We start from the raw sequence: 21,952 nt of genomic DNA, 5'->3' as shown, positions 1-21,952 counted from the left end.
TCCGCAAAATGTCTGCTTCCCTTTCTTGTCTGGGCTACGGCCTGGGTTTGCGCAGTGCCTACTACCAACAGATTCTTGAACAGTCGCCAGCCGTGGACTGGTTTGAAGTGGTCTCGGAAAATTTCATGGTCCAGGGCGGCAAGGCGCTGTACTACCTGGACGCCATTGCCGAACGGTATCCCGTGGTGATGCATGGCGTATCGCTGTCTATTGGCGGTCCTCATGCCCTCGATCCGCAGTATCTGCAACAGCTGAAACTTCTGGCGGAGCGAGTTGAACCGGCATGGATCTCCGATCACTTGTGCTGGAGCCGTGGCAACGCCCATCAACTCCATGATTTGTTGCCGCTGCCCTACACCGAAGAAAGTCTTTATTACGTGGCCGGCCGAGTGCGGCAGGTTCAGGACGTCTTGCAGCGTCCGCTGGTGCTGGAAAACGTCTCCAGTTACGTGCGCAGCGCTGGCGACGAATTCAGCGAATGGGAGTTTCTTGATGCGCTCAGCCGGTTGAGCGACTGCGAGCTGTTGCTGGACATCAACAACGTCTATGTCAGCTCCCGCAATCATGGCTTCGATCCGTGGACATTCATTCAAGGGCTGCCGGCCAAAAAGGTTCGACAGTTGCACCTGGCTGGCCACAGCGACCACGGCGATTACGTGATCGACACCCATGACCAGCCGGTGAGTGATCCGGTCTGGGCGCTCTATCAACAAACCCTGGAACACCTCGGGCCAGTCGCGACACTGCTGGAACGCGATGATCATTTCCCGCCTTTTGAAGAGCTACTTACCGAGTTGCAAAAGGCCCGGGCATTGGGTGATAGCGTGTTGACCCGGAGACTGAGATGCGCCTGAACGACTGGCAGCTGGCCTTTGAAACGTATCTGCTGGGTGAGCAGACAGCAGCCGATACCGCGCTAGGCGCGAGTCTTATGGGGGGGCCGACACTGGATGTGAGCACCGGGCTGGCGATCTATCACAACGCCTATCAGGCAAGGCTTCAGGAAGTTCTGCGCGGCGACTATCCGGTCATTTGGCATTGGCTGGGTGACGATGAATTCGAGCAGCTCGCGGCGGCTTACATTCGCCAGTGTCCGTCTGTTCATTACAGCCTGAGGTGGCTGGGTGAAGGGTTCGAGTCGTTTATTCGACAGCATTTAGTGCCAGAGCAAAGTGCAGCGCTGGGGGAGTTGGCGGCACTTGAGTGGGCATTCACGCTGGCGTTCGACGCGCCTGAAGGCGCGCCGCTGACGATACAGGACATGGCCGCCCTGAAGCCTGAAGACTGGCCGACGTTGCGGGTCAGCCCCAGCCCCTCTGTGCAATGGCTTGAGTGTGCTTTCAACAGTGTTGCGTTGTGGCGGGCAGTGAAGGATGAAACCGGGTTCCCCGGTAGTGCAGCGTTAGGGGCGCCCCAAGTATTGGTGATCTGGAGAGCGGGGCTGGTTTGTCATTACCGCAGCCTGGAACCTGCGGAGGCGGCAGCTCTAAACGGCTTGTTTCAGGGCGACTGGGATTTCGCTGAACTGTGCTCCGAATTAGCAGTCATCTGTGGTGAGGATGCACCCCTTCAGGCTGTTACATGGCTGAAACAGTGGGTTCAGGACGGTTGGTTGCAGCCTCGAATCATAGAGAGCAGCTATTAAATCGATAGCCGGCTATTTTTCAAGGATGGACTACCCTCAAATCAGACGTCTGAAAATCAGGGGGATTATCCATGCTCGCGCAACTTCCACTGGCCTTACAGAATCTGCAGTTGCCGCTTCGCTTGCGACTCTGGGACGGCCATGAGTTCAACCTGGGGCCGACGCCCAGCGTCACCATTGTGGTCAAGGACCCGCACATGGTTACCCAGTTCACCCATCCGAGCCTGGACGCGCTGGGGGCGGCGTTTGTCGAAGGCAAACTGGAGCTCGAAGGCTCCATCAGCGACGTGATTCGTGTCTGCGATGAATGGAGTCAGGCGCTGATCAGCGAAGACGACGATGCGCAACCGGTGCGCCTGGTTCACGACAAGGAAACCGACGCCAAAGCCATCTCCTACCACTACGACCTTTCCAACGAGTTCTATCAGCTGTGGCTCGACAGCGACATGGCGTATTCCTGCGCCTACTTCGAGACCGGCAGTGAAACCCTTGAGCAGGCTCAACAAGCCAAGTTTCGCCACCTGTGCCGCAAGTTGCGCTTGCAGCCAGGGGAGTATCTGCTGGATGTCGGTTGCGGCTGGGGCGGGTTGGCGCGGTATGCCGCGCGGGAGTTCGGCGCGAAGGTGTTCGGGATCACGCTCAGTCAAGCGCAGTTGGATTTGGCTCGTGAGCGGGTGAAAGCCGAGGGCCTGGAAGACCAGATCGAACTGCAACTGCTCGACTACCGCGATCTGCCTCAGGACGGGCGTTTCGACAAGGTGGTCAGCGTCGGCATGTTCGAACACGTCGGCCATGCCAATCTGGCCGAATACTGCAAGACCTTGTTCGGCGCGGTGAAAGAGGGCGGTCTGGTGATGAACCACGGGATTACCGCCAAACACACCGACGGTCGTCCGGTCGGGCGCGGTGCTGGTGAGTTCATCGAGAAGTATGTGTTCCCCAACGGCGAACTGCCGCACCTGGCGATGATCTCGGCCGAGATCAGCGAAGCGGGGCTGGAGATTGTCGATGTCGAGAGCCTGCGCCTGCATTACGCGCGGACCCTGGACCACTGGAGCGAACGCCTGGAAGACAATCTGGAAGCCGCCGCCAAACTGGTACCGGAGCAGGCACTACGGATCTGGCGGTTGTATCTGGCGGGATGCGCCTATGCCTTCGCCAGAGGCTGGATCAACCTGCATCAAATCCTCGCGGTGAAAGCCCATCCCGATGGCAGCCATGAACTGCCGTGGACCCGCGACGACATCTACAACTAGAGAATCGGCGAAATAAGCCGGGCGATCCGCATGCCGACCTGTTGCAGGCGGTGGGTTTCCCGGCTTTCTTCTTTGGCGATTTCGTGAGCCTGGGCGAAATCGTGGTTGAGCATCTGCTCCACTTCGGCGGCAAACCCGCTGTCGACCGTCAGCAGCATCACTTCGAAATTCAGCCGGAACGAACGGTTGTCCATGTTGGCGCTGCCGATGGCGCTGATTTCGTCGTCGATCAGCACCACTTTCTGATGCAGGAAGCCGGGTTGATAACGGAACACGCGCACCCCGGCACGTACGGCTTCGAAGGCATAAAGGCTGGAAGCGGCGTAGACGATCCGGTGATCCGGCCGCGATGGCAACAGGATCCGTACATCCACACCGCGCAGCACCGCCAGTCGCAACGCGGCGAACACCGCTTCGTCGGGGATGAAGTAAGGGCTGGTGATCCACACGCGTTCCGTCGCCGCATGGATGGCTTCGACGAAGAATAGCGAACAGGTTTCGTAGGAGTCCGCCGGGCCGCTGGCCAGTAATTGGCAGAGCACGCCGTCATCTGGATAAACGTCTGGCAGGATCAGCGGGGGCAGCGAGCGGGCTGCCCAGAACCAGTCTTCGGCGAAGGACTCCTGCATGCAGGCCACCACCGGCCCGCGAACTTGCACGTGGGTATCGCGCCAGGGCGCCAGGGGTGGTTTCTCGCCCATGTACTCGTCGCCGACATTGAGCCCGCCGACAAAGCCGACAAGCCCGTCGACCACTACGATCTTGCGGTGGTTGCGGAAATTCACCTGGAAGCGGTTGAGCCAGCCGCTGCGGGTGGCGAAGGCTTTGACCTCGATACCGGCATCTCGCAATGGTTGCACATACTCGTGGGGCAGGGAGTGGCTGCCGATGCGGTCGTAGAGCAAGTAAATCGCCACGCCCTCGGCAGCTTTCTTCGTCAGCAGGGTGTGCAGGCGTTGGCCGAGGCGGTCATCGTGGATAATGAAAAACTGGATCAGCACCGCTTCACGGGCGTTGCTGATGGCGTCGAAAATTGCATCGAACGTGGCTTGGCCGTCGATCAGCAAGTGCACATCGTTGTTTGCCAGGCATGGCATGCGCCCCAGCTTCGGCATGGCCCGCAAAGACGCGTAAGCGCTGGAGGCACGCGCAGCCAGTGCCTCTTCTACCCAGGGGCGCCAGTTCAGTTCGGAGATGGCCTTGCGCATTTCCTCGTTGGCTTGCCGTCGGGCCTTGATGTAACCATCGAAGGTGCTGCGGCCAAAGACCAGATACGGGATAAGCGTGAGGTAGGGAATGAACAGCAGTGACAGGGCCCAGGCGATCGAGCCCTGAGCGGTCCGAACGGTCAACACGGCATGGATGGCGGCGATCGAGCCCAGTGTGTGCAACAGTGCGATCAGATAACCGAATACATGCGGTCCGAAATAATCCATGGGGCAGCCTTGCTCCTTGAAGATTCAATGCTTAACAGACCATGTTCCGGGCAGAATGTCGCTATTTAATTGGCCCATGAACCGAAGCCCGTGGCTGACGTCTAACGGCCACTAATGATCAGGAGTTACTCGATGAACGTTCGTCTGCTGGGTTTGGCCATGGCGTTTGGTTTGGCACTTCCTGTGGCCGCTCAGGCACAGATGCTGCAACCGGGCTTGTGGGAGTTGACCTCAAGCAACATGAAGGTCGATGACCAGAACATGCCCGATCTGCAATTGATCCTCGGCCAACTACAAAACCAGATGACCCCCCAACAGCGGGCGATGCTGGAGAAACAAGGTATCACCATGGGCGGCAAAGGGATTCGGGCGTGCCTGACACCTGAGCAGGTGAAGAGCGACAACATTCCGCTGACGGACCCGCAATCGGGCTGCAAGCAGGAAATCACCGAGCGTACCGGTAACCAGTGGAAATTCCGTTTCAGCTGTCCGAAAGCGCAGGGCAGCGGAGTGGCCACTTTTATGAGTGACCGTGAGTTCACCACCAAGGTCAACGGCACCTTCAACGCCACCGGCATTCAGCAGAAGGGTAGCCTCGATACCCGCGCTGTGTGGTTGGGTCAGGATTGCGGCACAGTGAAGCCAAGGGCCTAAAAGCTTTGCGGGTAGGCTCGTTCCCACCAGGTCATATGTGATCCCTGTGGGAGCGGGCTCGCCCGCGAAGGTGTCCGCTCAGGCACCAGTCTTGGGCGGGTTCAACAAATCACACACCGCCTCAATCCCTTTCTCTCCGAAATCCTCCCCGCTGCCACTGCGCATGCTGACAAACCCACCGTCCTTTTCCTTCTCTCCGACCACCAACAGGTATGGCACCTTCTGGCTGTGCTGGCGAATCTTGCGGCTGATTTTCTCGTGACGCAGATCCGAGTTGGCGCGCAGTCCGCGCCGGCGCAGCGCTTCGGTCACCGAGTGCGCATAATCGCTCTGACGCTCATCGATATTCACAACCACGACCTGGGGTGGCGCTCGCCAGGTGTCCAGTTCCTGTTGGCTGGACCAACACGTGCCATAGATTCGTTGCTGCAACGTGCCGCTGATGTGGTCCAGTGCAAAGGCCTGCAACACCTTGGTGGTGGGAACATGCGGGCCTGCCGCGAAACCCTCGAAGTCCCCCAGACGATACAGCGATAGCCTTTCGGTTGGCGTTTGCTCCTGCCGGCGGATCGAATGGTTGGTCGCCGCCAATTCGCGCATACGCGCTTCGATCACTGGCAGAGCGGCCAGGGTTAAGGATCGCTGGAAAGCAAACTCATAAAAGAAGCCGTCACCCAGCGCCGATCCGGCCCGCAACTGCGTATTCGGATGTAGCTGTTTTACGGCCATGGCCAGCATCAGCGCACAGGAACGCCGGAGGATCTCCAGACCGTCGGGTTCCTGGGACGTGACGATGCTGACCCGCGCATCGCACTTGATCAGAAATCCGCAGTCCACCAGCACGCCGTCCACCCGACCCGCGAGCGCTGCATTAGCCAGGCCGAGGCTGATACTCGCGGCAACCTCAAACACGGACAGCGGTTGGTCATACTCACGCAATGAACCATCAGGCAGGGTGATGTGGATCATGATCGGTGTTCTCGAATATTTTCGATAACGTGCGTCAGCGCATAAACCGTAGCGGTAAGCCCTGACAGTTATCATTAAGACGTTTGTCGTGCCACGCAATTTGTCCCGACACGACCGTGGTGCTGACGCTGTGGCGAAAGCGATGCCGGGCGAAGGGCGTCCAGCCACATTGCGAAAGGATGGGTTGCCGGGAAACGGCCACGCCATCGGGCTCGGGTTTGATCAACACCAGGTCGGCCCAATACCCTTCGCGCAGGTAGCCGCGGTCGGGGATGGCAAACAGATCGGCGACCCGGTGACTGGTTTTGGCCACAAGGGTGGTGATCGGCACGATCCCATCAGCCACCAGCTCCAGCAGCGCGGGCAGGGCGTGTTGCACCAACGGCAAACCGGACGGCGCCTGGTTGTAGGGGCGCTGTTTTTCGGCCCAGGTGTGAGGCGCATGATCGCTGCCGATCACGTCCAGTCGATTACCCGACAGTGCGTTGCGCAAGGCGTCGCGGTCGGCCTGGGTCTTGATTGCCGGGTTGCATTTGATCAGGTTGCCGAGGCTCGGGTAGTCGCGGTCGTCGAACAACAAGTGGTGCAGACAAACCTCGGCAGTGATGCGTTTCTGTGCCAGCGGCTTGTCTTCGAACAGTGCCAGTTCACGGGCGGTGGTCAGGTGCAAAACGTGCAGCCGGGTGCCGTGACGTCTGGCTAGATCGACGGCCATTGAGGAGGATCGAAAGCACGCTTCGGCATTGCGGATAAGCGCGTGAGCGGCGGGCGGAAGGTGCTCGTCGAACAGCTCTCGCAGGTTCGCCGCGTTGGCTTCAATGCTGGGCGTGTGTTCGCAGTGGGCCAATAAAAGGGTCGGCACTTCGGCGAATAACCGCTCAAGAATTCGCGGATCGTCCACCAGCATATTGCCCGTGGAGGCGCCCATGAACACTTTGACCCCGGCCACTTCGCAAGGATTGAGTGCGGCGACGGTATCGAGATTGTCGTTGCTCACGCCGAAATGAAAACCGTAATTGGCCACTGAGTGAGTTGCCGCTCGACGTTTCTTGTCTGCCAGCGCGGCGAGGGTCAGGGTGGCCGGCGAGGTGTTGGGCATGTCCATGAAGCTGGTGATGCCGCCGGCCACCGCAGCTCGAGATTCAGTATGGAAGCTGCCCTTGTCCGGTGCTCCTGGATCACGGAAATGCACCTGGTCATCGATCATGCCTGGCAGCAGCCATTGGCCGTTTGCGTCGATTTCCACGGCGGCTTTTTCGCCTTCGATGCTGCTGGCGATCTTGACGATGCGACCGTGGCTTACCAGCAGATCACCGTCGAATTCCCGACCTTCGTTCACCAGCCGGGCGTTGCGAATCAGCACGCTGCTCATGGTCAGAACTCGTTCTGCAGGGCTTTGTAGCCGCGCACCAAATCGACGTTGGTGCGCGCTACGTCTTCGGAAAACTCCGAGGCGCTGACGCTGACGGGTGGGAACTGCGACAGGTCGGTGTTGGGGCCGATGCGTGTGGTGGAGGGCACGTAGAAGGCGTCAGGCAAGTCACGACCATCGACTACCGAGTTGTGCCGCACTACGCAGCCGTCGCCCACCGCGCAGTTGAACAGCACGCTGTTGAAACCGATGAACACGCGATTGCCGACGCTGCAGGGGCCATGGACGATGGAGCGGTGGGCGATGGAGCTGAACTCGCCGATGGTCACCGCCGCGCCGGACTTGGAGTGGATCACCACGCCATCCTGGATGTTCGAATTGGCGCCGATGGTGATTGCTTCCATCTCGCCCGAGTCGTCCACTTCATCGGCGCGAATCACCGCGTAGGGGCCGACGAAGACGTTCTCGCCGATCACCACTTTGCCGCAGATGATTGCGGTTTTATCCACGTACGCCGACTCCGCAATCAACGGCAGATCACCTGAAGGATTCTTGCGGATCATGGCTTGCTCAATGCCTCGTACAAGGTGTTGAGGTTGTATTCGAACAGCCCGGTGAAGGTGCTGGCCGGGCCAGTTGCAGCGAGGGCATCGGAGTACAACGTGCCACCGATATGCGCGCCGCTTTCATCAGCGATTTGCTTGAGCAGGCGCGTGTCCTTGATGTTTTCCATGAACACCGCTTTGACCTTGGCCTGACGGATCTGTGTGATCAGCGCAGCGACTTCGGCGGCCGAAGGTTCGCGTTCTGTGGACAGACCTTGCGGCGCCATGAAGTTGATGCCGTAAGCCTGACCGAGATAGCCGAAGGCATCATGGGAGGTGACGATTTTGCGATTACCCGGCGGCAGCGAACCGAGCTTGGCTTTAGCCTCGGCGAGCAAGGCGTAGATCTTTTTCAGATAGGCCTGGCTGTTGTGTTCGTAGTCAGCTTTGTTTGCAGGGTCGGCGGCGATCAGCGCTTTGGTGATGTTGCTGATGTACAACTCGGTGTTCGCCAGGTTGTGCCAGGCGTGCGGGTCGGGAATGGTTTCGCCGTCTTCATCCAGCGAGCGCGGAATGACACCGTGGCTGGCGTTGATGACCGGGGCTTTGGTTTCGGTGCTGGTCACCAGGCGGTCCAGCCATGGCTCGAAACCCAGCCCGTTCTTGATGATCAGTTTGGTGTTGAGCAGTGCCTTTGCATCATCCGGCGTCGGTTCGTAGGTGTGGGCATCGGCGTCCGGACCGACCATGTTGGTGATCTGAATATGGTCGCCGCCAACCTGATGGGTCATGTCGGCGAGGATGCTGAAGCTGGTGACCACCTGGAGTTTTTCCGCGGCAGACAGCGACATCGACAGCATCAGACTGAACAGCACGAGTAAAGCGCGCATCGGGTTACACCTCATTGGGATGTGAGCAAAGGCGGGCGGCGCAGCAAACCGTGTACCGGACCGAACACCACGGACAGCAGATACACACCGCCAGCCACCAGCACGATTGCCGGGCCGCTGGGCAGCGAGTAGTAGAACGACAGCAACAATCCGAGCCAGACCGAGAAGCTGCCGAGCAATGCGGCGATGATGATCAGCACCGGCAAGCGACGACTCCAGAAGCGAGAAGCGGCGGCCGGCAGCATCATCAAGCCGACCACCATCAGCGCGCCGATAGCCTGGAAACCGATCACCAGATTCAGCACCACCAGCGTCAGAAATACTCCGTGAGCCAGCGGCCCGAGGCGGCTGACGGTTTGCAGAAAGAGCGGGTCGAGGGTGTCCAGCAACAGTGGTTTGTAGATGAGCGCCATGGCGATCAGGCTGAAGCCCGAGACCCAGAGCATGCCGGTCAAGGTCGGGCCATCGACCGCCAGCGCCGAGCCGAACAACAGGTGCAACAGGTCCAGACGCTTGCCGGCGATGCCAAGGATCAGCACACCGCTGGCCAGCGATATCGGGTAGATCGCGGCCAGGCTCGCGTCTTCCCGCAAACCGGTGCGACGGGTAATCCAGGCGGCTAATCCGGCCATGCTCAGGCCGGCACCGAGGCCGCCGATGGTCAGCGCGGGCAGGCTCAATCCGGCGAACCAGAAGCCCAATGCGGCACCGGGCAAGATACCGTGAGCCACCGCGTCGCCGATCAGGCTCATGCGTCGCAGGATCAGAAAGACCCCAAGCGGTGCCGTGCTGCACGCCAGGACAAGGCCACCGAGCAGCGCTCGGCGCATGAACACGAATTCGTGGAACGGTTGCCAAAGGTAAGCAGCAGCGATCATCAAGCCACCTGCGTCTGAGGTTGTTGGCGAATCAGCTCGGTACTGGGACCGAGGACGCAACCGCTACTTTTGATCAGTAGTGCTTGTGGTATGTGTTGGCGCACGGCGGCCAGGTCGTGACACACCACGACCAGGGTTCGGCCGTCGGCATGCCAGGCGTGGATGTGTTTCCAGAGCAGCGCCTGGCCGAGTTCGTCGAGTGCGGCGTGGGGTTCGTCGAGCAGCAGCAAGGGCGCTTCGGCGAGGCTCAATCGGGCGAGTAGGGCACGCTGTAATTCACCTCCGGAGAGGGCCATCAACGGGCGGTGCTCCAGACCGGTCAGGCACCAGTCTTCCAGTGCAGACTTGAGGCGCTGGCTGCGTATCTCTGGCGCTTGTTTGTTGCCCCAGAAACCGGCAGCCACTAACGCTTGCAGACTGATGGGGAATTGTCGGTCCAGGTGTTGTTGCTGAGGCAGGAACGAAAGGCCGCCCTTGCGTGGAACATCAATGACGATGTTGCCGGCCAGTGGCTTTTGCAGGCCGGCGATGACTTTCAGCAGGCTGCTTTTTCCCGATCCGTTGGCGCCGATGACGGCGGTCAGACTCCCCTTGGGTAATCCGAAATCAACCGCTGGAGTGAGCGGCTGACCGGGTGCGCCCCAGCGCAAGGCTTGGCATCGGATCATACGGCCTCCCAGTTCCAGCGACTTTCGGCGACGGCATCGTGGGCGTGAAGGCTTTCGGCGTGGACGACTCGCACGTGAAAGGCGTTGATGCCCGGGGAGCGTTTCAATGCCAGGTTCAAGCGTCGCGCGGCGTCTTCGCAGAACATCAGGTTCTGACCGTTGGCGAGGGCGAAAGCTTGTTCGTCGGCGCGTTTCACGGCGGTTTGCACAGCGGTGCCGAGGGCCGCTTCCGCGTCGTTGATCGCAGCGATCAGCGGCAGGTCATCCAGATAGTCGTGCAGACGCAGCTGCAATTGCGCATTACTGCGTTGGCTATGCGGCGTCGCGATAATGCCTTTCGTGGAACCGAGCCAAGCCAGAACGTCTGCGTGTTGCAATGGTTGATTGGCAAAGTCATCAACGAATTGCTGCTGAATCAACTGCCTCGAAAGGGCTGCTGAGCACGGACAAGTTGAGGAATAAGGCACGTCGATTTTTAGTTCCACGTGGAACATCGCGTTTTTCAGACTCGCCTCGATGCTCACCGGATAGGTTTTCCAGCCGGCCAACGGACTGACGAGCGCGGGTCTTTTGAGCAGAAGTTCGGTGTGAATTTTTAGGTAAGCGTTGTGGGAAAGTCCTTCATGAGTCTCGAGAAAACTCAGCAAGACTCGCCGCAACAACGCGGGTGAAAGGTTTTCCTGCTCAAGCATTTCCAGCGCCAGGTACAGCCGCGACATATGGATGCCACGCGCCTCTCCATCGTCGAGGCTAACGCCAGCGTCGGCTTTTGCACTCAGTCGCTGGCCATCGAATAAAACAGGAAGAGCAATGCCGCACATGCCCACCCAATCGAGTGGCAGGGCTTGGCGTGAGGCCTGCGCGGCGATATCCGGCAGAGTCAGCGCATTCATGAGCAGGTCCATCGTGGGAGTTGATTTGGCATGTTATATTATAACAATCAAATCGACGATGCCTTTTTCGTGAACGAGCTTTCATCATGCACAGACGTCACTTGCTCAACCTGATTCTGGCCAGCGCGGCCTTTGCGTTACCTTTTGGTGTGTCGGCCACGCAAATTCGCAATGCACGACTGTGGCGTTCGGACGACAAGCTGCGACTGGTGTTCGATCTGAGCGGGCCGGTGCAGTACAAAACTTTTTCCCTGAGTGCTCCGGAGCGGCTGATCATCGATCTGAGTGGCGCCAACTTCAGTGGCGACTTCAGTCAGCTGGCGCTCGACAACTCGGTGATTCGCGCGATCCGTTCCGGGCATTTCGGTCAGGGCGATACGCGGATCGTCCTCGACCTCAGCGGTCCGGTGCAGCTCAACAGCTTCCTGTTGCCACCACAGGATGGGCAGGGGCACCGATTGGTGCTCGATCTGAAGGCCATTGCTCCGCTACAGATCGCGGCGGCGCCGTCGGAAAAACGTGAGCCCATCATCGACAAGGCTCATCCCAAGCGCGACGTCATTGTGGTGGTCGACCCTGGTCACGGCGGCAAAGACCCGGGCGCGGTCGGCGCCAAAGGTGAGCGGGAGAAAGACGTGGTGCTATCGATCGCCCAGCTGTTGGCCAAGAGGCTGAAGCGTGAAAAGGGCTTCGACGTGAAACTGGTGCGTAACGATGACTTCTTCGTCCCACTGCGCAAGCGCGTGGAGATCGCCCGCAAGCACAAGGCCGACATGTTCATTTCGGTCCATGCGGACGCAGCGCCGCGTCTCACTGCTTCAGGTGCGTCGGTGTACTGCCTGTCCGAAGGCGGCGCGACCTCGGCCACGGCGCGCTTCATGGCGCAACGTGAGAACGGCGCGGACCTGTTGGGCGCCACCAGCCTGCTCAATCTCAAGGACAAGGATCCGATGCTCGCCGGGGTGATTCTCGACATGTCGATGAACGCCACCATCGCCGCCAGTTTGCAGTTGGGCAACACGGTGCTCGGCAGTCTGGCGGGCATTACCACGCTGCATCAGAAGCGTGTGGAACAGGCGGGTTTCGCCGTGCTGAAATCGCCGGATGTGCCATCGATTCTGGTGGAAACCGGCTTTATCTCGAACGCCCGCGACAGCCAGCGACTGGTGACGGCGCGGCATCAGCAGGCGGTGGCTGATGGCTTGTTCGACGGCTTGCAGCGTTACTTTCAGAAGAATCCCCCAATGAACAGCTACATCGCCTGGCAGCAGGAGCAGAAGAAGGCACAGGCCTAGCAACCGGTCATCCGGCTGCAGGTGAACTTCGCGCTGCTGCCCCCGGAACTGGAGAACCGATTGATGGTTGTCCAGCCAACCCGGCGGTTGTAACCGACCCAGGCTTCGCCATCGGATGCGAGGCCGGTAAAGAACGTCAGTTGCCCGTAGCGGCTGTTGGTTTGCGCCCAATGGCGTTTGCCGGCCACTTCAAAGCCGCGCAAGTAGATCGTGCTACCGACGGTGTTAACGCTGTAGGCATTGCCGTCGGCATCCACGCAGGCCAGCAGATTGGCGCTACGGGTGCATTTGGCCAGGCTTGGGATCTGTCCCCAGGCTTCGACCGCAATCAGCAGCGAAAGGCTCAACAGCGAGAATCTCAGAGCGTTTCCCATGGCATTTCTCAAGGGGCGGACGGGTTAAAGCATCGTGCCCTTTGTCGTTGTGGGCAAGAGGGGGAGTGGCTTGTTTGTGTTGTTATACTATAACATAAATTAAGCCCGACATTGCGACCGGGCATCCCTGTGAGGAATACCTGATGCCCAATCGTCTTCCCGTGACCGTCCTGTCGGGCTTTCTCGGCGCCGGAAAAAGTACACTGCTGAATTACGTACTACGTAATCGCGATAATCTGCGGGTCGCGGTGATCGTCAACGACATGAGCGAAATCAACATCGATGGCAGTGAAGTTCAACGCGATGTCAGCCTGAACCGTGCCGAAGAAAAACTCGTGGAAATGAGCAACGGTTGCATTTGCTGTACGTTGCGCGAAGACCTGCTCGAAGAAGTCAGCAAACTCGCCAGGGACGGTCGTTTCGATTATCTGCTGATCGAGTCCACCGGCATTTCCGAGCCGCTGCCCGTGGCGGAAACCTTCACCTTTCGCGATGAAGAAGGGCAGAGCCTGGCCGACATTGCGCGGCTCGACACCATGGTCACCGTGGTCGACGGCATGAACTTCCTGCTCGACTACCAAGCCGCCGAAAGCCTCGCTTCCCGTGGTGAAACCCTGGGCGAGGAGGACGAGCGCTCGATCACTGACCTGTTGATCGAGCAGATCGAATTCGCCGACGTGATCCTGATCAGCAAGATCGATTTGATCAGCAGCCGCGAACGCCAGGAGCTGATCGCGATCCTCGAACGGCTCAATGCCCAGGCCGAGATCATTCCGATGGTCATGGGCGAGGTGCCACTCAAGAAGATCCTCAACACTGGGCGTTTCGACTTCGAGAAGGCCGCTCAGGCACCAGGATGGTTACAGGAATTGCGCGGTGAACACGTGCCGGAAACCGAGGAGTACGGTATTGCCTCCACGGCTTATCGGGCGCGGCGACCGTTTCATCCGCAGCGTTTTTTCAGCTTCATCGATCGCCCGTGGGTGAACGGCAAACTGCTGCGTTCCAAGGGCTTTTTCTGGCTGGCCAGCAAACACATGGATGCCGGTAGCTGGTCCCAGGCCGGTGGCTTGATGCGACACGGGTTTGCCGGGCGCTGGTGGCGTTTCGTGCCGAAAAGCCAGTGGCCGCAGGATGAAGAAAGTACCGCCGGGATCATGGAAAACTGGACGGCCGCCACCGGCGATTGCCGGCAGGAACTGGTGTTTATCGGCCAGAACATCGACTTTGCACAACTCACCGCCGAACTTGATAACTGCCTGCTGACGGATGATGAAATGGCCCTGGGCGTCGAGGGTTGGCGGCTGTTGCCCGATCCGTTCGGTCTCTGGCACGAAGAGGCGGCTGCCTGATGCTGGCGCCCAGTCTGAAGCGGCGACCGCTCATTGCTCAGGTTCAAGGTGAAACGCCAAAGGTGCTGACCGGGATTCTGGACGACGGTGTGAACCTCGCCCTCTGGCAACGCCAACTGCCGGCGCATATAGCCGATTTCGGTCGCTTGCTGTTGTCCCTGAACCAGCCGCTGGCCGAGTCGCTTTCTCTTGAAATGGCCAGTGAAGACACTGAACCCAATCTCCACGGTTTAGCCTCAGGCTTCAGCGATCTTGAAGGTTACGAAGGCTTTATCGCCGACGTTTCCTGGCTGGTCAGCGCGTTCGCCTGCCTGTTGGGTGCCCAACGCATCGGCCTGCGCCTGCGGGTTCTGGACAAAGCCATGTGCCCGCGTTTCCATGTCGATCATGTGCCGGTGCGGTTGATCACCACCTACGCCGGGATCGGCAGCCAGTGGCTGAAAGAAGGGGCGATGGATCGCCGCCGATTAGGCGAGCCTGACGCCGAACCCCAGGATGATTCGCTGATCCAGCGTATCTCCAGCGGCGAAGTGGCGCTGCTCAAGGGAGAGAAGTGGCACGGCAACGAAGGTTTCGGCTTGATACACCGTTCGCCGCAGCCGGCACCGGGCGAGCGTCGTTTGATCCTGACCCTCGACTGGCTGGGCTGACAGCTCAAGGTTTGAGCCAGGTTCCCTGGCTCTGGGCTTCGCAAAACGGCTTCAGATACGCCGCATCGGTGGCCACGCCGTAATAGTGAATATCCTGCCGGTAAGGCATATTGGCGACTTGAGCGTTGCTGCATACCCCGAACGCGCCGGCGGGGCATTGGTCGACGTACTGCACCTCGACTTTCTGCCCGGCCAGATTCGGCTGGCAGAAGCCGTCGGTGAACAGTTTTTCCGGGATGTTGCGGTTCTGCTGGCAGACCTTCACGTCCAGCCGCTCAGCCGTACTATGTACCACGCAGGCCTGGGCCAGCGCTTCACCCGACGTGAGTGCCAGAAGCAACGACCATCCCATCAACCGCATCCTTTACCTCCTCAGAAAACTTCGACCATGTTGCAGAACATTCCCACCCACGTTATCGCCGGCCCGCTGGGTGCCGGCAAGACCAGCCTGATCAAGCACCTGCTGGCGCAGCGGCCGGCCGGTGAGCGCTGGGCGGTGCTGATCAACGAGTTCGGCCAGATCGGCCTGGATGCTGCGCTGCTGACCCAGGACGTCGATGGTATCGCACTGGGGGAAGTGGCCGGGGGGTGTTTGTGTTGCGTCAATGGTGCGCCGTTTCAGGTCGGCCTCGGGCGGCTGCTGCGCAAGGCACGACCGGATCGACTGTTCATCGAGCCCTCCGGGCTGGGGCATCCGGCGCAGTTGCTCAGGCAATTGAGCGAGGCGCCGTGGCAAGGCGTCCTGGTGGTGCAGCCTTGCGTGCTGGTGCTGGACGCCCAGGCGCTCGCGGCTGGAAAACCGCTGCCAGCGGCGCAACTGCAAGCCTTGGACAGTGCCGGGTTGCTGTTGCTGAACAAGGCAGAAAGCCTCGACGACAGTGATCGCCAGCGAGTTGTCGCACAGTTGCCGTCGCGTCCTTTGTACTGGACGCAGCAAGCTGTCTTGCCGCTGAGCGAGTTACCGGGCCTCAAGGCTCAGGCTGTCGCGGGTGTGGATAACTTCATCGTGCCCAAGGGGCTGGCACAGATGCCGGCCATCTGGACTGACCCTGCGCAGCCGATTTGCTTGAGTCAGGCGCAAGAGGGTGGCTGGAGCGTCGGCTGGCGCTGGCATCCGAGTCAGACATTCGATGCCGTGCTTGTCGGAAAGTGGCTTGAGAGCCTTGAATGGCTGCGGGCGAAGCTGGTTATCCACAGCGTCGAAGGTTGGGTGTCGGCCAACGCGCTGAATAACTCGTTACTGGATTGGCAACCCAGCGAATGGCGACGGGATTCGCGCATCGAGCTGATTTTCAGTGAAGTGCAGGATGTTGAGTCGCTGCAAAGAGATCTGGCCGATTGCCGGTCGGTTTGAAGATCAAAAAATCGCAGGCTGCGATCTTTTGATCTTCAGGGACGCCACTTGGTGTGTTCTTGCCGCCACTGGCTCAATTCAATCACCTCGGCGCTGGGTTTTGCGACTTCGACCACCGGCGGTGTGTCGTCGAATGGCATTGGATAGGGCGCGAGCTCGATGTGTGCGCTATGGGCGCCGAACTGAGTGATGGTGCCGTTGTGGCGGGTTTCGCCGGTCACGGTAAATTCGAAGTTATACACACGGGCCAGGCGCCGACGGCCGTTGGCGTCTTTAATGAAAGCGATCTTCTTCAAGGCTACGTTGCCGTCCAGCAGCTCGATCCGCAGCTTGGCGCAATGCTGCTGAACCCGCTCCAGTGCGCGTTCGCGCAAGCCGTGGTTGTGCCACAGCCATGCGCCACCGGTGGCGAGCAGCATCAGCACGAAGATATTTCCTAGGGTCAGCATCAACAGGGTGCTCCAACAAGATAGTGTCAGCTTAACTGCGTCTCTGGTCTGTCGTACAGGCTGCGTTTAGTCGCATACTGCGCGGCTCGAATTTCAATCGGTTTATGGAAAACTCACCGCATGAAACGTACGCCCCATCTGCTCGCCATCCAGTCCCATGTGGTGTTCGGCCACGCTGGCAACAGCGCCGCGGTTTTCCCGATGCAGCGGGTCGGGGTGAACGTCTGGCCGCTCAATACCGTGCAGTTCTCCAACCACACGCAATATGGCCAGTGGGCCGGGGAAGTGCTGGCCCCGCATCAGATTCCGGAGTTGGTGGAGGGCATCGCGGCGATTGGCGAACTGGGCAACTGCGACGCCGTGTTGTCCGGCTACCTCGGCAGCGCGGCTCAGGGGCGGGCGATTCTGGCGGGAGTGGAGCGAATCAAATCGATCAATCCCAAAGCCTTGTACCTCTGCGATCCGGTGATGGGCCATCCGGAGAAGGGCTGCAGTGTTCCAGCCGAAGTCAGCGATTTCCTGCTGGAAGAGGCGGCGGCGTTAGCCGACTTCATGTGCCCGAATCAGCTGGAGCTGAACAGCTTCTCGGGGCGCAAGGCGCAGTCACTGTTCGATTGCCTGGCCATGGCGCGGGCGCTGCTGGCGCGCGGTCCGAAGGCGGTGTTGGTCAAGCATCTGGACTATCCCGGCAAACTGACGGATGGCTTCGAGATGTTGCTGGTGACCGCTGAAGGCAGCTGGCACTTGCGTCGGCCGTTGCTGGCGTTCCCGCGTCAGCCGGTGGGCGTTGGCGATCTGACTTCCGGGCTGTTCCTGGCGCGTGTGCTGCTGGGTGACAGTCTGCTGAGCGCCTTCGAATTCACCGCGGCGGCGGTGCATGAAGTGCTGCTGGAAACCCAGGCGTGTGCCAGCTATGAGCTGGAACTGGTGCGGGCGCAGGACCGGATCGCCCATCCCCGGGTGCGGTTCGAGGCGGTAGCGATCAGTTTGTAACGGTGTGGCGGTAGAAAAGATCGCAGCCTTCGGCAGCTCCTGCGCGTCTGTGGGCGCTGCCCAGGCTGCGATCTTTTGCTTTAAGCGTCGCCCTTGATTTCCTGATAGCGCTTTTCCAGTTCCTGACGAATCTGCCGACGCTGCTGGGCCTGCATGTACCGACGCTTGTCTTCGCTGTTCTGCGGTTGCAGTGGCGGGACGGAGGCCGGTTTACGCTGGTCATCCACCGCGACCATGGTGAAGAAGCAGCTGTTGGTGTGGCGCACCGAGCGCTCGCGAATGTTCTCGGTCACGACCTTGATGCCCACTTCCATCGAGGTATTACCGGTGTAGTTGACCGAGGCCAGAAAGGTCACCAGCTCACCGACATGAATCGGCTCGCGGAAGATCACCTGATCCACCGACAAGGTCACTACGTAACGGCCGGCATACCGGCTGGCGCAAGCGTAGGCCACTTCATCGAGGTATTTGAGCAGGGTGCCGCCGTGGACATTGCCAGAGAAGTTGGCCATGTCGGGGGTCATCAATACCGTCATCGACAGCTGGGCGTTTCCGGGTTCCATAACGTACTCACGGGTTCAAGGCAGGGTTTGGGGGGCACCTCTGTGGGTGCTTGTCGGTGTTTTTCAAACCAACAGTTATCGGGACGCCGGGCGGGGAGGCGCCGTCACGCCCGAAGCGATCTGTTTCCATATATTGCACCGTCTTTGCGCCGGAAGTCGTGGTGTTACCCTTCAAAAGCCCACCCCCGAAGGAGCCACACACCATGCATGCCATCAGTTTCATTCAGGATCTGGCAGTGATCATGTTGATCGCGGGTGTGGTGACCGTGCTCTTTCATCGTCTCAAACAACCGGTGGTGCTCGGCTACATCGTCGCCGGTTTCATTATCGGCCCGCACACGCCGCCCTTCGGCCTGATCCACGACGAAGAAACCATCAAGACCCTCGCCGAGCTCGGGGTGATTTTCCTGATGTTCTGCCTGGGGCTGGAGTTCAGCCTGCGCAAGCTGTTCAAGGTCGGCGCCACGGCGTTTATCGCGGCTTTCCTGGAAATCGTCCTGATGATCTGGATCGGCTACGAAATCGGCCGCTGGTTCGACTGGAATACCATGGATTCGCTGTTCCTCGGCGCGATCCTGGCGATTTCCTCGACCACCATCATCGTCAAGGCGCTCAACGACCTGAAGATGAAGAACGAGCGTTTTGCGCAGTTGATCTTCGGCGTACTGATCGTCGAGGACATCCTCGGTATCGGCATCATCGCCTTGCTGTCGAGCATCGCCGTCAGCGGCACGGTCAGTTCCGGCGAAGTCTTTTCCACCGTTGGCAAGCTTTCCCTGTTCATGATTGTCGCACTGGTCATCGGTATTCTGCTGGTGCCGCGACTACTGGCCTATGTGGCGAAATTCGAAAGCAACGAGATGTTGCTGATTACCGTGCTGGGCCTGTGTTTCGGCTTCTGCCTGCTGGTGGTCAAGCTTGAATACAGCATGGTTCTCGGCGCGTTCCTGATCGGTGCGATCATGGCCGAATCGCGCCAGCTGCTGAAGATCGAGCAGTTGATCGAGCCGGTTCGCGACCTGTTCAGTGCGATCTTCTTCGTCGCCATCGGCCTGATGCTCGACCCGATGATCCTGCTGCAATACGCCTGGCCGATTGCGGTGATCACTGTGGCGGTAGTGCTGGGCAAGATGCTGTCCTGCGGCCTTGGCGCGTTTATCGCCGGCAATGACGGACGCACCTCACTGCGCGTGGGGATGGGGCTTTCACAGATTGGCGAATTCTCTTTCATCATCGCCGCGCTGGGCATGACGCTGCAGGTCACCAGCAGCTTTCTCTATCCGGTGGCTGTGGCCGTCTCGGTGATCACCACGCTGTTGACGCCCTATCTGATCCGCGCGGCCGATCCGCTGTCGATCAAGCTTGCTGCCGTGATGCCGCAGCGCCTGGCTCGTGTGCTGGGGATGTATGGCGAATGGCTGCGCAGCATCCAGCCTCAGGGCGAGGGCGCGCTGTTGGCGTCGATGATTCGGCGGATTCTGTTGCAGGTGGGGGTCAATCTGGCGCTGGTGGTTGCGATCTTTTTATCGGGCGCCTTCTTCGCCGAGCGCATGTCCGTTTACCTGCAAGACTGGATCAGCGACCCGAGCTGGCAGAAAGCGTTGATCTGGGGTGGGGCGTTGCTGTTGTCGCTGCCGTTCCTGATCGCCGCCTATCGCAAGCTCAAGGCGCTGTCGATGCTGCTGGCAGAAATGGGGGTGAAGTCGGAGATGGCCGGCCGCCACACGCAGCGAGTGCGTCGGGTGATCGCCGAAGTGATCCCGATCCTCTCGCTGCTGGTGATTTTCCTGCTGCTGGCGGCCTTGTCGGCCAGTATTCTGCCGACCAACAAGTTGCTGGTGCTGATTGTCGTGGTCGCGGCTGGGATAGCGGCGCTGCTCTGGCGCTGGTTCATCCGCGTGCATACGCGGATGCAGGTGGCCTTGCTGGAAACCCTGGATAACCACAAGGATTCGTCCGAGCATTGAGCGTGACGAGTCCCTGTAGCAGCTGCCGAAGGCTGCGTTCGACTGCGCAGCAGTCGCCAATCAGGCTACGAGGTGATTCAGGTTAACCGAGTGTCAGGGTTTACGACTGCTTCGCAGCCGAACGCAGGCTGCGCCAGCTGCTACAAAAAATCGTGCAGGGGTACATCAGCTTTCCAGCCAGACGTCCCGTGCCCAGTGCCAGACCGATTCCCAGGTTTCTTCGGCGAGTAACTCTTCTTCGGCCAGCCACAACACCACGGTGCCGTCTTCTTCGACGCAGTAGTAGTTGTCACCGTCCTGGCAGATCGGGATCAGGCTGCGATCAACACCAGCGTCCCAGGCGTTGGCGGCAACGTCCGGCAGGTAGGTGTGGGATTGCGGGTCGGTGACGGTCACCGGCTCCAGGCTGCCGTAGACTACATCGCTGACGGTCAGCAGAAATTCTCTGAATACGAAGGGAATGTCGATGAACAGTTGTTCTTCGATTTCTACCAGCAGATCTTCGTCGGGCAACTCCAAGGGGACCGGTACCGGTTCGTTGGCTTCACGCAGTTGTTCGATGATTTCTTCCACGTCCGGGATCCTCTTGCTTGATGGCGCGGTTTAGTTTGGGCGGTTTATACAGTAGCTCGCTATAGATGCAACCGTGAAATAGAAAACCCCGGCAGAGCCGGGGTTTTCATTACAGCATGCGAAACGCGGAGTTATCAGCCGTTCTGGCGGATACCTGCGACCAGCCAAGGCTGGTTTTCGCCCTGTGGACGTTCCATGTTCCAGCTTTCGCTGAACACTTCGCCCTGGTCGAAACGCGAGGTCTTCGACACGCCGCTGAAGGTCAGGGTGGCGATGGTCTTGTCCGCACGGTCATCAACGCCGTCCAGTTGTACCTGGAGGTTGTCGATGTAGGTCGACTGGAAGCCGTCGCCCAGGTCGGCACGTTCGCGCTTGAGGAACTCCAGCAGTTGCGGGGTCACGAACTCGGCGATCTTGTCCATTTCGTTGGCGTCCCAGTGCTGTTGCAGGGACTGGAAATGGTTGCGCGCGGCTTCAACGAAGCGCTGTTCGTTGAACCAGGCCGGAGCATTGATCACTGGACGGGCAACAGGTGCGGCCGAACCGCCGAAGATCGAACCCATGGCTGGCTTCTGCTCGAACACTTCACGTTGCATCGGCGCGCCGGCCGGAGCCATATGCTCCTGCTGTTTGCGACGACGAGCGGCAATGAAGCGGAAGACCAGGAAGGCGATGACCGCCATGATCAGGATGTCGAAGAACTGCATACCCTGGAAGCCGCCGCCCATGAACATGGAAGCCAGCAGGCCACCGGCCGCGATACCGGCCAGAGGGCCGAGCCAACGCGAAGCACCGCCGGCCTTGGCGGCAGCGCCAGCGGCACCGGCCGCGCCGGCAGTGGCGGCTGCACCGCCCACGCCAGGAGAAGAAGGAGCCATTTGGCTGGTCTGGTGAGTCGGCGCAGCGCCGACACTCTTGCCGCCACCAAAGCGCTTGGCGTTGGCGTCCAGGCTCATCGTCAGGCCGATGCACAACGCCATGGCGATGCTAAGAAAACGTTTCATAAAGGGAATTCCCATTTGTGGATGGCACGCGCGCCATGTTGCACAGCTGAAGTGTTACTGGCTAGCGGCAGAGTGTTTCGGGCTTTTGCCTGACAGGTTGTGTTCAGCTTCAGTCAGCGCAATAAGGCCTGTTAGCGTTAGTCTGTAGGACGAGTGGACAGCTTCTGTAGGA

General features: G+C 59.7%; 24 protein-coding genes. 10 read left to right on the top strand and 14 right to left on the bottom strand.

Features of this window, described 5'->3' with window-relative positions:
* Positions 1 to 8: 8 nt before the first annotated feature.
* The 3 genes from bufB (at position 9) to cfaB (ending at position 2,901) form a co-directional block, all read left to right on the top strand.
* On the top strand, positions 9 to 854 hold the full coding sequence (gene bufB / locus AC07VO_RS22940; protein WP_064621173.1) for an MNIO family bufferin maturase: 846 nt from the start codon (positions 9 to 11) through the stop codon (positions 852 to 854).
* The gene (locus AC07VO_RS22935) at positions 845 to 1,645 is read left to right on the top strand and encodes an HvfC/BufC N-terminal domain-containing protein (RefSeq protein ID WP_086945234.1); all 801 of its coding nucleotides are present in this window, start codon (positions 845 to 847) and stop codon (positions 1,643 to 1,645) included. Before bufB ends, AC07VO_RS22935 begins: the two co-directional genes overlap by 10 nt.
* A 71-nt stretch (positions 1,646 to 1,716) precedes the next feature.
* A complete protein-coding gene (cfaB, locus tag AC07VO_RS22930) occupies positions 1,717 to 2,901 on the top strand; it encodes a C17 cyclopropane fatty acid synthase CfaB (protein ID WP_018927348.1) in 1,185 nt (394 codons plus the stop codon).
* On the opposite strand, the gene cls is transcribed toward cfaB, so the two are convergent.
* Complete coding sequence (cls, locus tag AC07VO_RS22925) at positions 2,898 to 4,337, bottom strand: cardiolipin synthase (protein ID WP_018927349.1); 1,440 nt, start codon at positions 4,335 to 4,337, stop codon at positions 2,898 to 2,900. The two genes, cfaB and cls, sit on opposite strands and share 4 nt — an antisense overlap.
* A 132-nt stretch (positions 4,338 to 4,469) precedes the next feature.
* Between cls and AC07VO_RS22920 the strand changes: the two genes are divergently transcribed.
* Positions 4,470 to 4,991 (top strand): DUF3617 domain-containing protein, encoded by a 522-nt coding sequence (locus AC07VO_RS22920; RefSeq protein ID WP_019580360.1) that lies wholly within the window; start codon positions 4,470 to 4,472, stop codon positions 4,989 to 4,991.
* A 78-nt stretch (positions 4,992 to 5,069) separates the two neighbouring features.
* Here AC07VO_RS22920 and AC07VO_RS22915 read toward each other — a convergent pair whose 3' ends face one another.
* Genes AC07VO_RS22915 through folE2 form a run of 7 tightly spaced genes read right to left on the bottom strand, consistent with a single transcriptional unit; the run spans position 5,070 to position 11,206 of the window.
* Positions 5,070 to 5,960, bottom strand: coding sequence for a His/Gly/Thr/Pro-type tRNA ligase C-terminal domain-containing protein (locus AC07VO_RS22915; protein ID WP_064621171.1), 891 nt, complete (start codon positions 5,958 to 5,960; stop codon positions 5,070 to 5,072).
* A 34-nt stretch (positions 5,961 to 5,994) separates the two neighbouring features.
* Positions 5,995 to 7,332 (bottom strand): dihydroorotase, encoded by a 1,338-nt coding sequence (locus AC07VO_RS22910; protein ID WP_086945233.1) that lies wholly within the window; start codon positions 7,330 to 7,332, stop codon positions 5,995 to 5,997.
* Positions 7,333 to 7,334: 2 nt separating this feature from the next.
* Positions 7,335 to 7,895 carry a gamma carbonic anhydrase family protein gene (locus AC07VO_RS22905; protein ID WP_019580363.1) on the bottom strand — a complete coding sequence of 187 codons (561 nt, stop codon included), beginning with the start codon at positions 7,893 to 7,895 and terminating at the stop codon, positions 7,335 to 7,337.
* Positions 7,892 to 8,767, bottom strand: coding sequence for a metal ABC transporter substrate-binding protein (locus AC07VO_RS22900; RefSeq protein WP_018927354.1), 876 nt, complete (start codon positions 8,765 to 8,767; stop codon positions 7,892 to 7,894). Before AC07VO_RS22900 ends, AC07VO_RS22905 begins: the two co-directional genes overlap by 4 nt.
* Positions 8,768 to 8,778: 11 nt before the next feature.
* Positions 8,779 to 9,645, bottom strand: coding sequence for a metal ABC transporter permease (locus AC07VO_RS22895; RefSeq protein WP_086945232.1), 867 nt, complete (start codon positions 9,643 to 9,645; stop codon positions 8,779 to 8,781).
* Positions 9,645 to 10,313, bottom strand: coding sequence for a metal ABC transporter ATP-binding protein (locus AC07VO_RS22890; protein ID WP_086945231.1), 669 nt, complete (start codon positions 10,311 to 10,313; stop codon positions 9,645 to 9,647). The genes AC07VO_RS22895 and AC07VO_RS22890 overlap by 1 nt, the downstream gene beginning before the upstream one ends.
* Positions 10,310 to 11,206 carry a GTP cyclohydrolase FolE2 gene (gene folE2 / locus AC07VO_RS22885; RefSeq protein WP_086945230.1) on the bottom strand — a complete coding sequence of 299 codons (897 nt, stop codon included), beginning with the start codon at positions 11,204 to 11,206 and terminating at the stop codon, positions 10,310 to 10,312. Before folE2 ends, AC07VO_RS22890 begins: the two co-directional genes overlap by 4 nt.
* Before the next feature lie 86 nt (positions 11,207 to 11,292).
* Here folE2 and AC07VO_RS22880 point away from each other — a divergent pair, with 86 nt between their 5' ends.
* On the top strand, positions 11,293 to 12,501 hold the full coding sequence (locus tag AC07VO_RS22880) for an N-acetylmuramoyl-L-alanine amidase (RefSeq protein WP_086945229.1): 1,209 nt from the start codon (positions 11,293 to 11,295) through the stop codon (positions 12,499 to 12,501).
* Here AC07VO_RS22880 and AC07VO_RS22875 read toward each other — a convergent pair.
* On the bottom strand, positions 12,498 to 12,875 hold the full coding sequence (locus tag AC07VO_RS22875; RefSeq protein WP_086945228.1) for a glutamine synthetase: 378 nt from the start codon (positions 12,873 to 12,875) through the stop codon (positions 12,498 to 12,500). The two genes, AC07VO_RS22880 and AC07VO_RS22875, sit on opposite strands and share 4 nt — an antisense overlap.
* Before the next feature lie 143 nt (positions 12,876 to 13,018).
* Here AC07VO_RS22875 and zigA point away from each other — a divergent pair, with 143 nt between their 5' ends.
* Both zigA and AC07VO_RS22865 read left to right on the top strand, forming a co-directional pair.
* Positions 13,019 to 14,227 carry a zinc metallochaperone GTPase ZigA gene (zigA, locus tag AC07VO_RS22870; protein WP_086945227.1) on the top strand — a complete coding sequence of 403 codons (1,209 nt, stop codon included), beginning with the start codon at positions 13,019 to 13,021 and terminating at the stop codon, positions 14,225 to 14,227.
* The gene (locus AC07VO_RS22865; protein WP_086945226.1) at positions 14,227 to 14,877 is read left to right on the top strand and encodes a DUF1826 domain-containing protein; all 651 of its coding nucleotides are present in this window, start codon (positions 14,227 to 14,229) and stop codon (positions 14,875 to 14,877) included. The genes zigA and AC07VO_RS22865 overlap by 1 nt, the downstream gene beginning before the upstream one ends.
* A gap of 4 nt (positions 14,878 to 14,881) precedes the next feature.
* On the opposite strand, the gene AC07VO_RS22860 is transcribed toward AC07VO_RS22865, so the two are convergent.
* On the bottom strand, positions 14,882 to 15,238 hold the full coding sequence (locus AC07VO_RS22860; protein WP_111453092.1) for an NADH:ubiquinone oxidoreductase: 357 nt from the start codon (positions 15,236 to 15,238) through the stop codon (positions 14,882 to 14,884).
* 27 nt (positions 15,239 to 15,265) lie between these two features.
* Between AC07VO_RS22860 and AC07VO_RS22855 the strand changes: the two genes are divergently transcribed.
* Positions 15,266 to 16,231 carry a CobW family GTP-binding protein gene (locus AC07VO_RS22855; RefSeq protein WP_086945224.1) on the top strand — a complete coding sequence of 322 codons (966 nt, stop codon included), beginning with the start codon at positions 15,266 to 15,268 and terminating at the stop codon, positions 16,229 to 16,231.
* A 35-nt stretch (positions 16,232 to 16,266) separates the two neighbouring features.
* Here the strand turns inward: AC07VO_RS22855 and AC07VO_RS22850 are convergent, their stop codons facing one another.
* Positions 16,267 to 16,680, bottom strand: coding sequence for a DUF3301 domain-containing protein (locus AC07VO_RS22850; protein WP_064621161.1), 414 nt, complete (start codon positions 16,678 to 16,680; stop codon positions 16,267 to 16,269).
* 120 nt (positions 16,681 to 16,800) lie between these two features.
* Between AC07VO_RS22850 and pdxY the strand changes: the two genes are divergently transcribed.
* Complete coding sequence (gene pdxY, locus AC07VO_RS22845; RefSeq protein ID WP_018927365.1) at positions 16,801 to 17,673, top strand: pyridoxal kinase PdxY; 873 nt, start codon at positions 16,801 to 16,803, stop codon at positions 17,671 to 17,673.
* 80 nt (positions 17,674 to 17,753) lie between these two features.
* Here the strand turns inward: pdxY and AC07VO_RS22840 are convergent, their stop codons facing one another.
* Entirely contained in the window at positions 17,754 to 18,236 is a 483-nt protein-coding gene (locus tag AC07VO_RS22840; protein ID WP_007934430.1) for an acyl-CoA thioesterase, read from the bottom strand.
* A gap of 203 nt (positions 18,237 to 18,439) precedes the next feature.
* Between AC07VO_RS22840 and AC07VO_RS22835 the strand changes: the two genes are divergently transcribed.
* Entirely contained in the window at positions 18,440 to 20,203 is a 1,764-nt protein-coding gene (locus AC07VO_RS22835; RefSeq protein ID WP_086945223.1) for a cation:proton antiporter, read from the top strand.
* 165 nt (positions 20,204 to 20,368) lie between these two features.
* Here AC07VO_RS22835 and AC07VO_RS22830 read toward each other — a convergent pair whose 3' ends face one another.
* Entirely contained in the window at positions 20,369 to 20,776 is a 408-nt protein-coding gene (locus AC07VO_RS22830) for an SMI1/KNR4 family protein (protein WP_007934432.1), read from the bottom strand.
* A gap of 134 nt (positions 20,777 to 20,910) precedes the next feature.
* Positions 20,911 to 21,780 (bottom strand): Tim44 domain-containing protein, encoded by an 870-nt coding sequence (locus AC07VO_RS22825; RefSeq protein WP_086945222.1) that lies wholly within the window; start codon positions 21,778 to 21,780, stop codon positions 20,911 to 20,913.
* Positions 21,781 to 21,952: the final 172 nt, after the last annotated feature.

This window comes from Pseudomonas sp. GW821-FHT03E01 (assembly GCF_059420765.1).
This window is presented reverse-complemented; position numbering and strand designations above follow the sequence as displayed.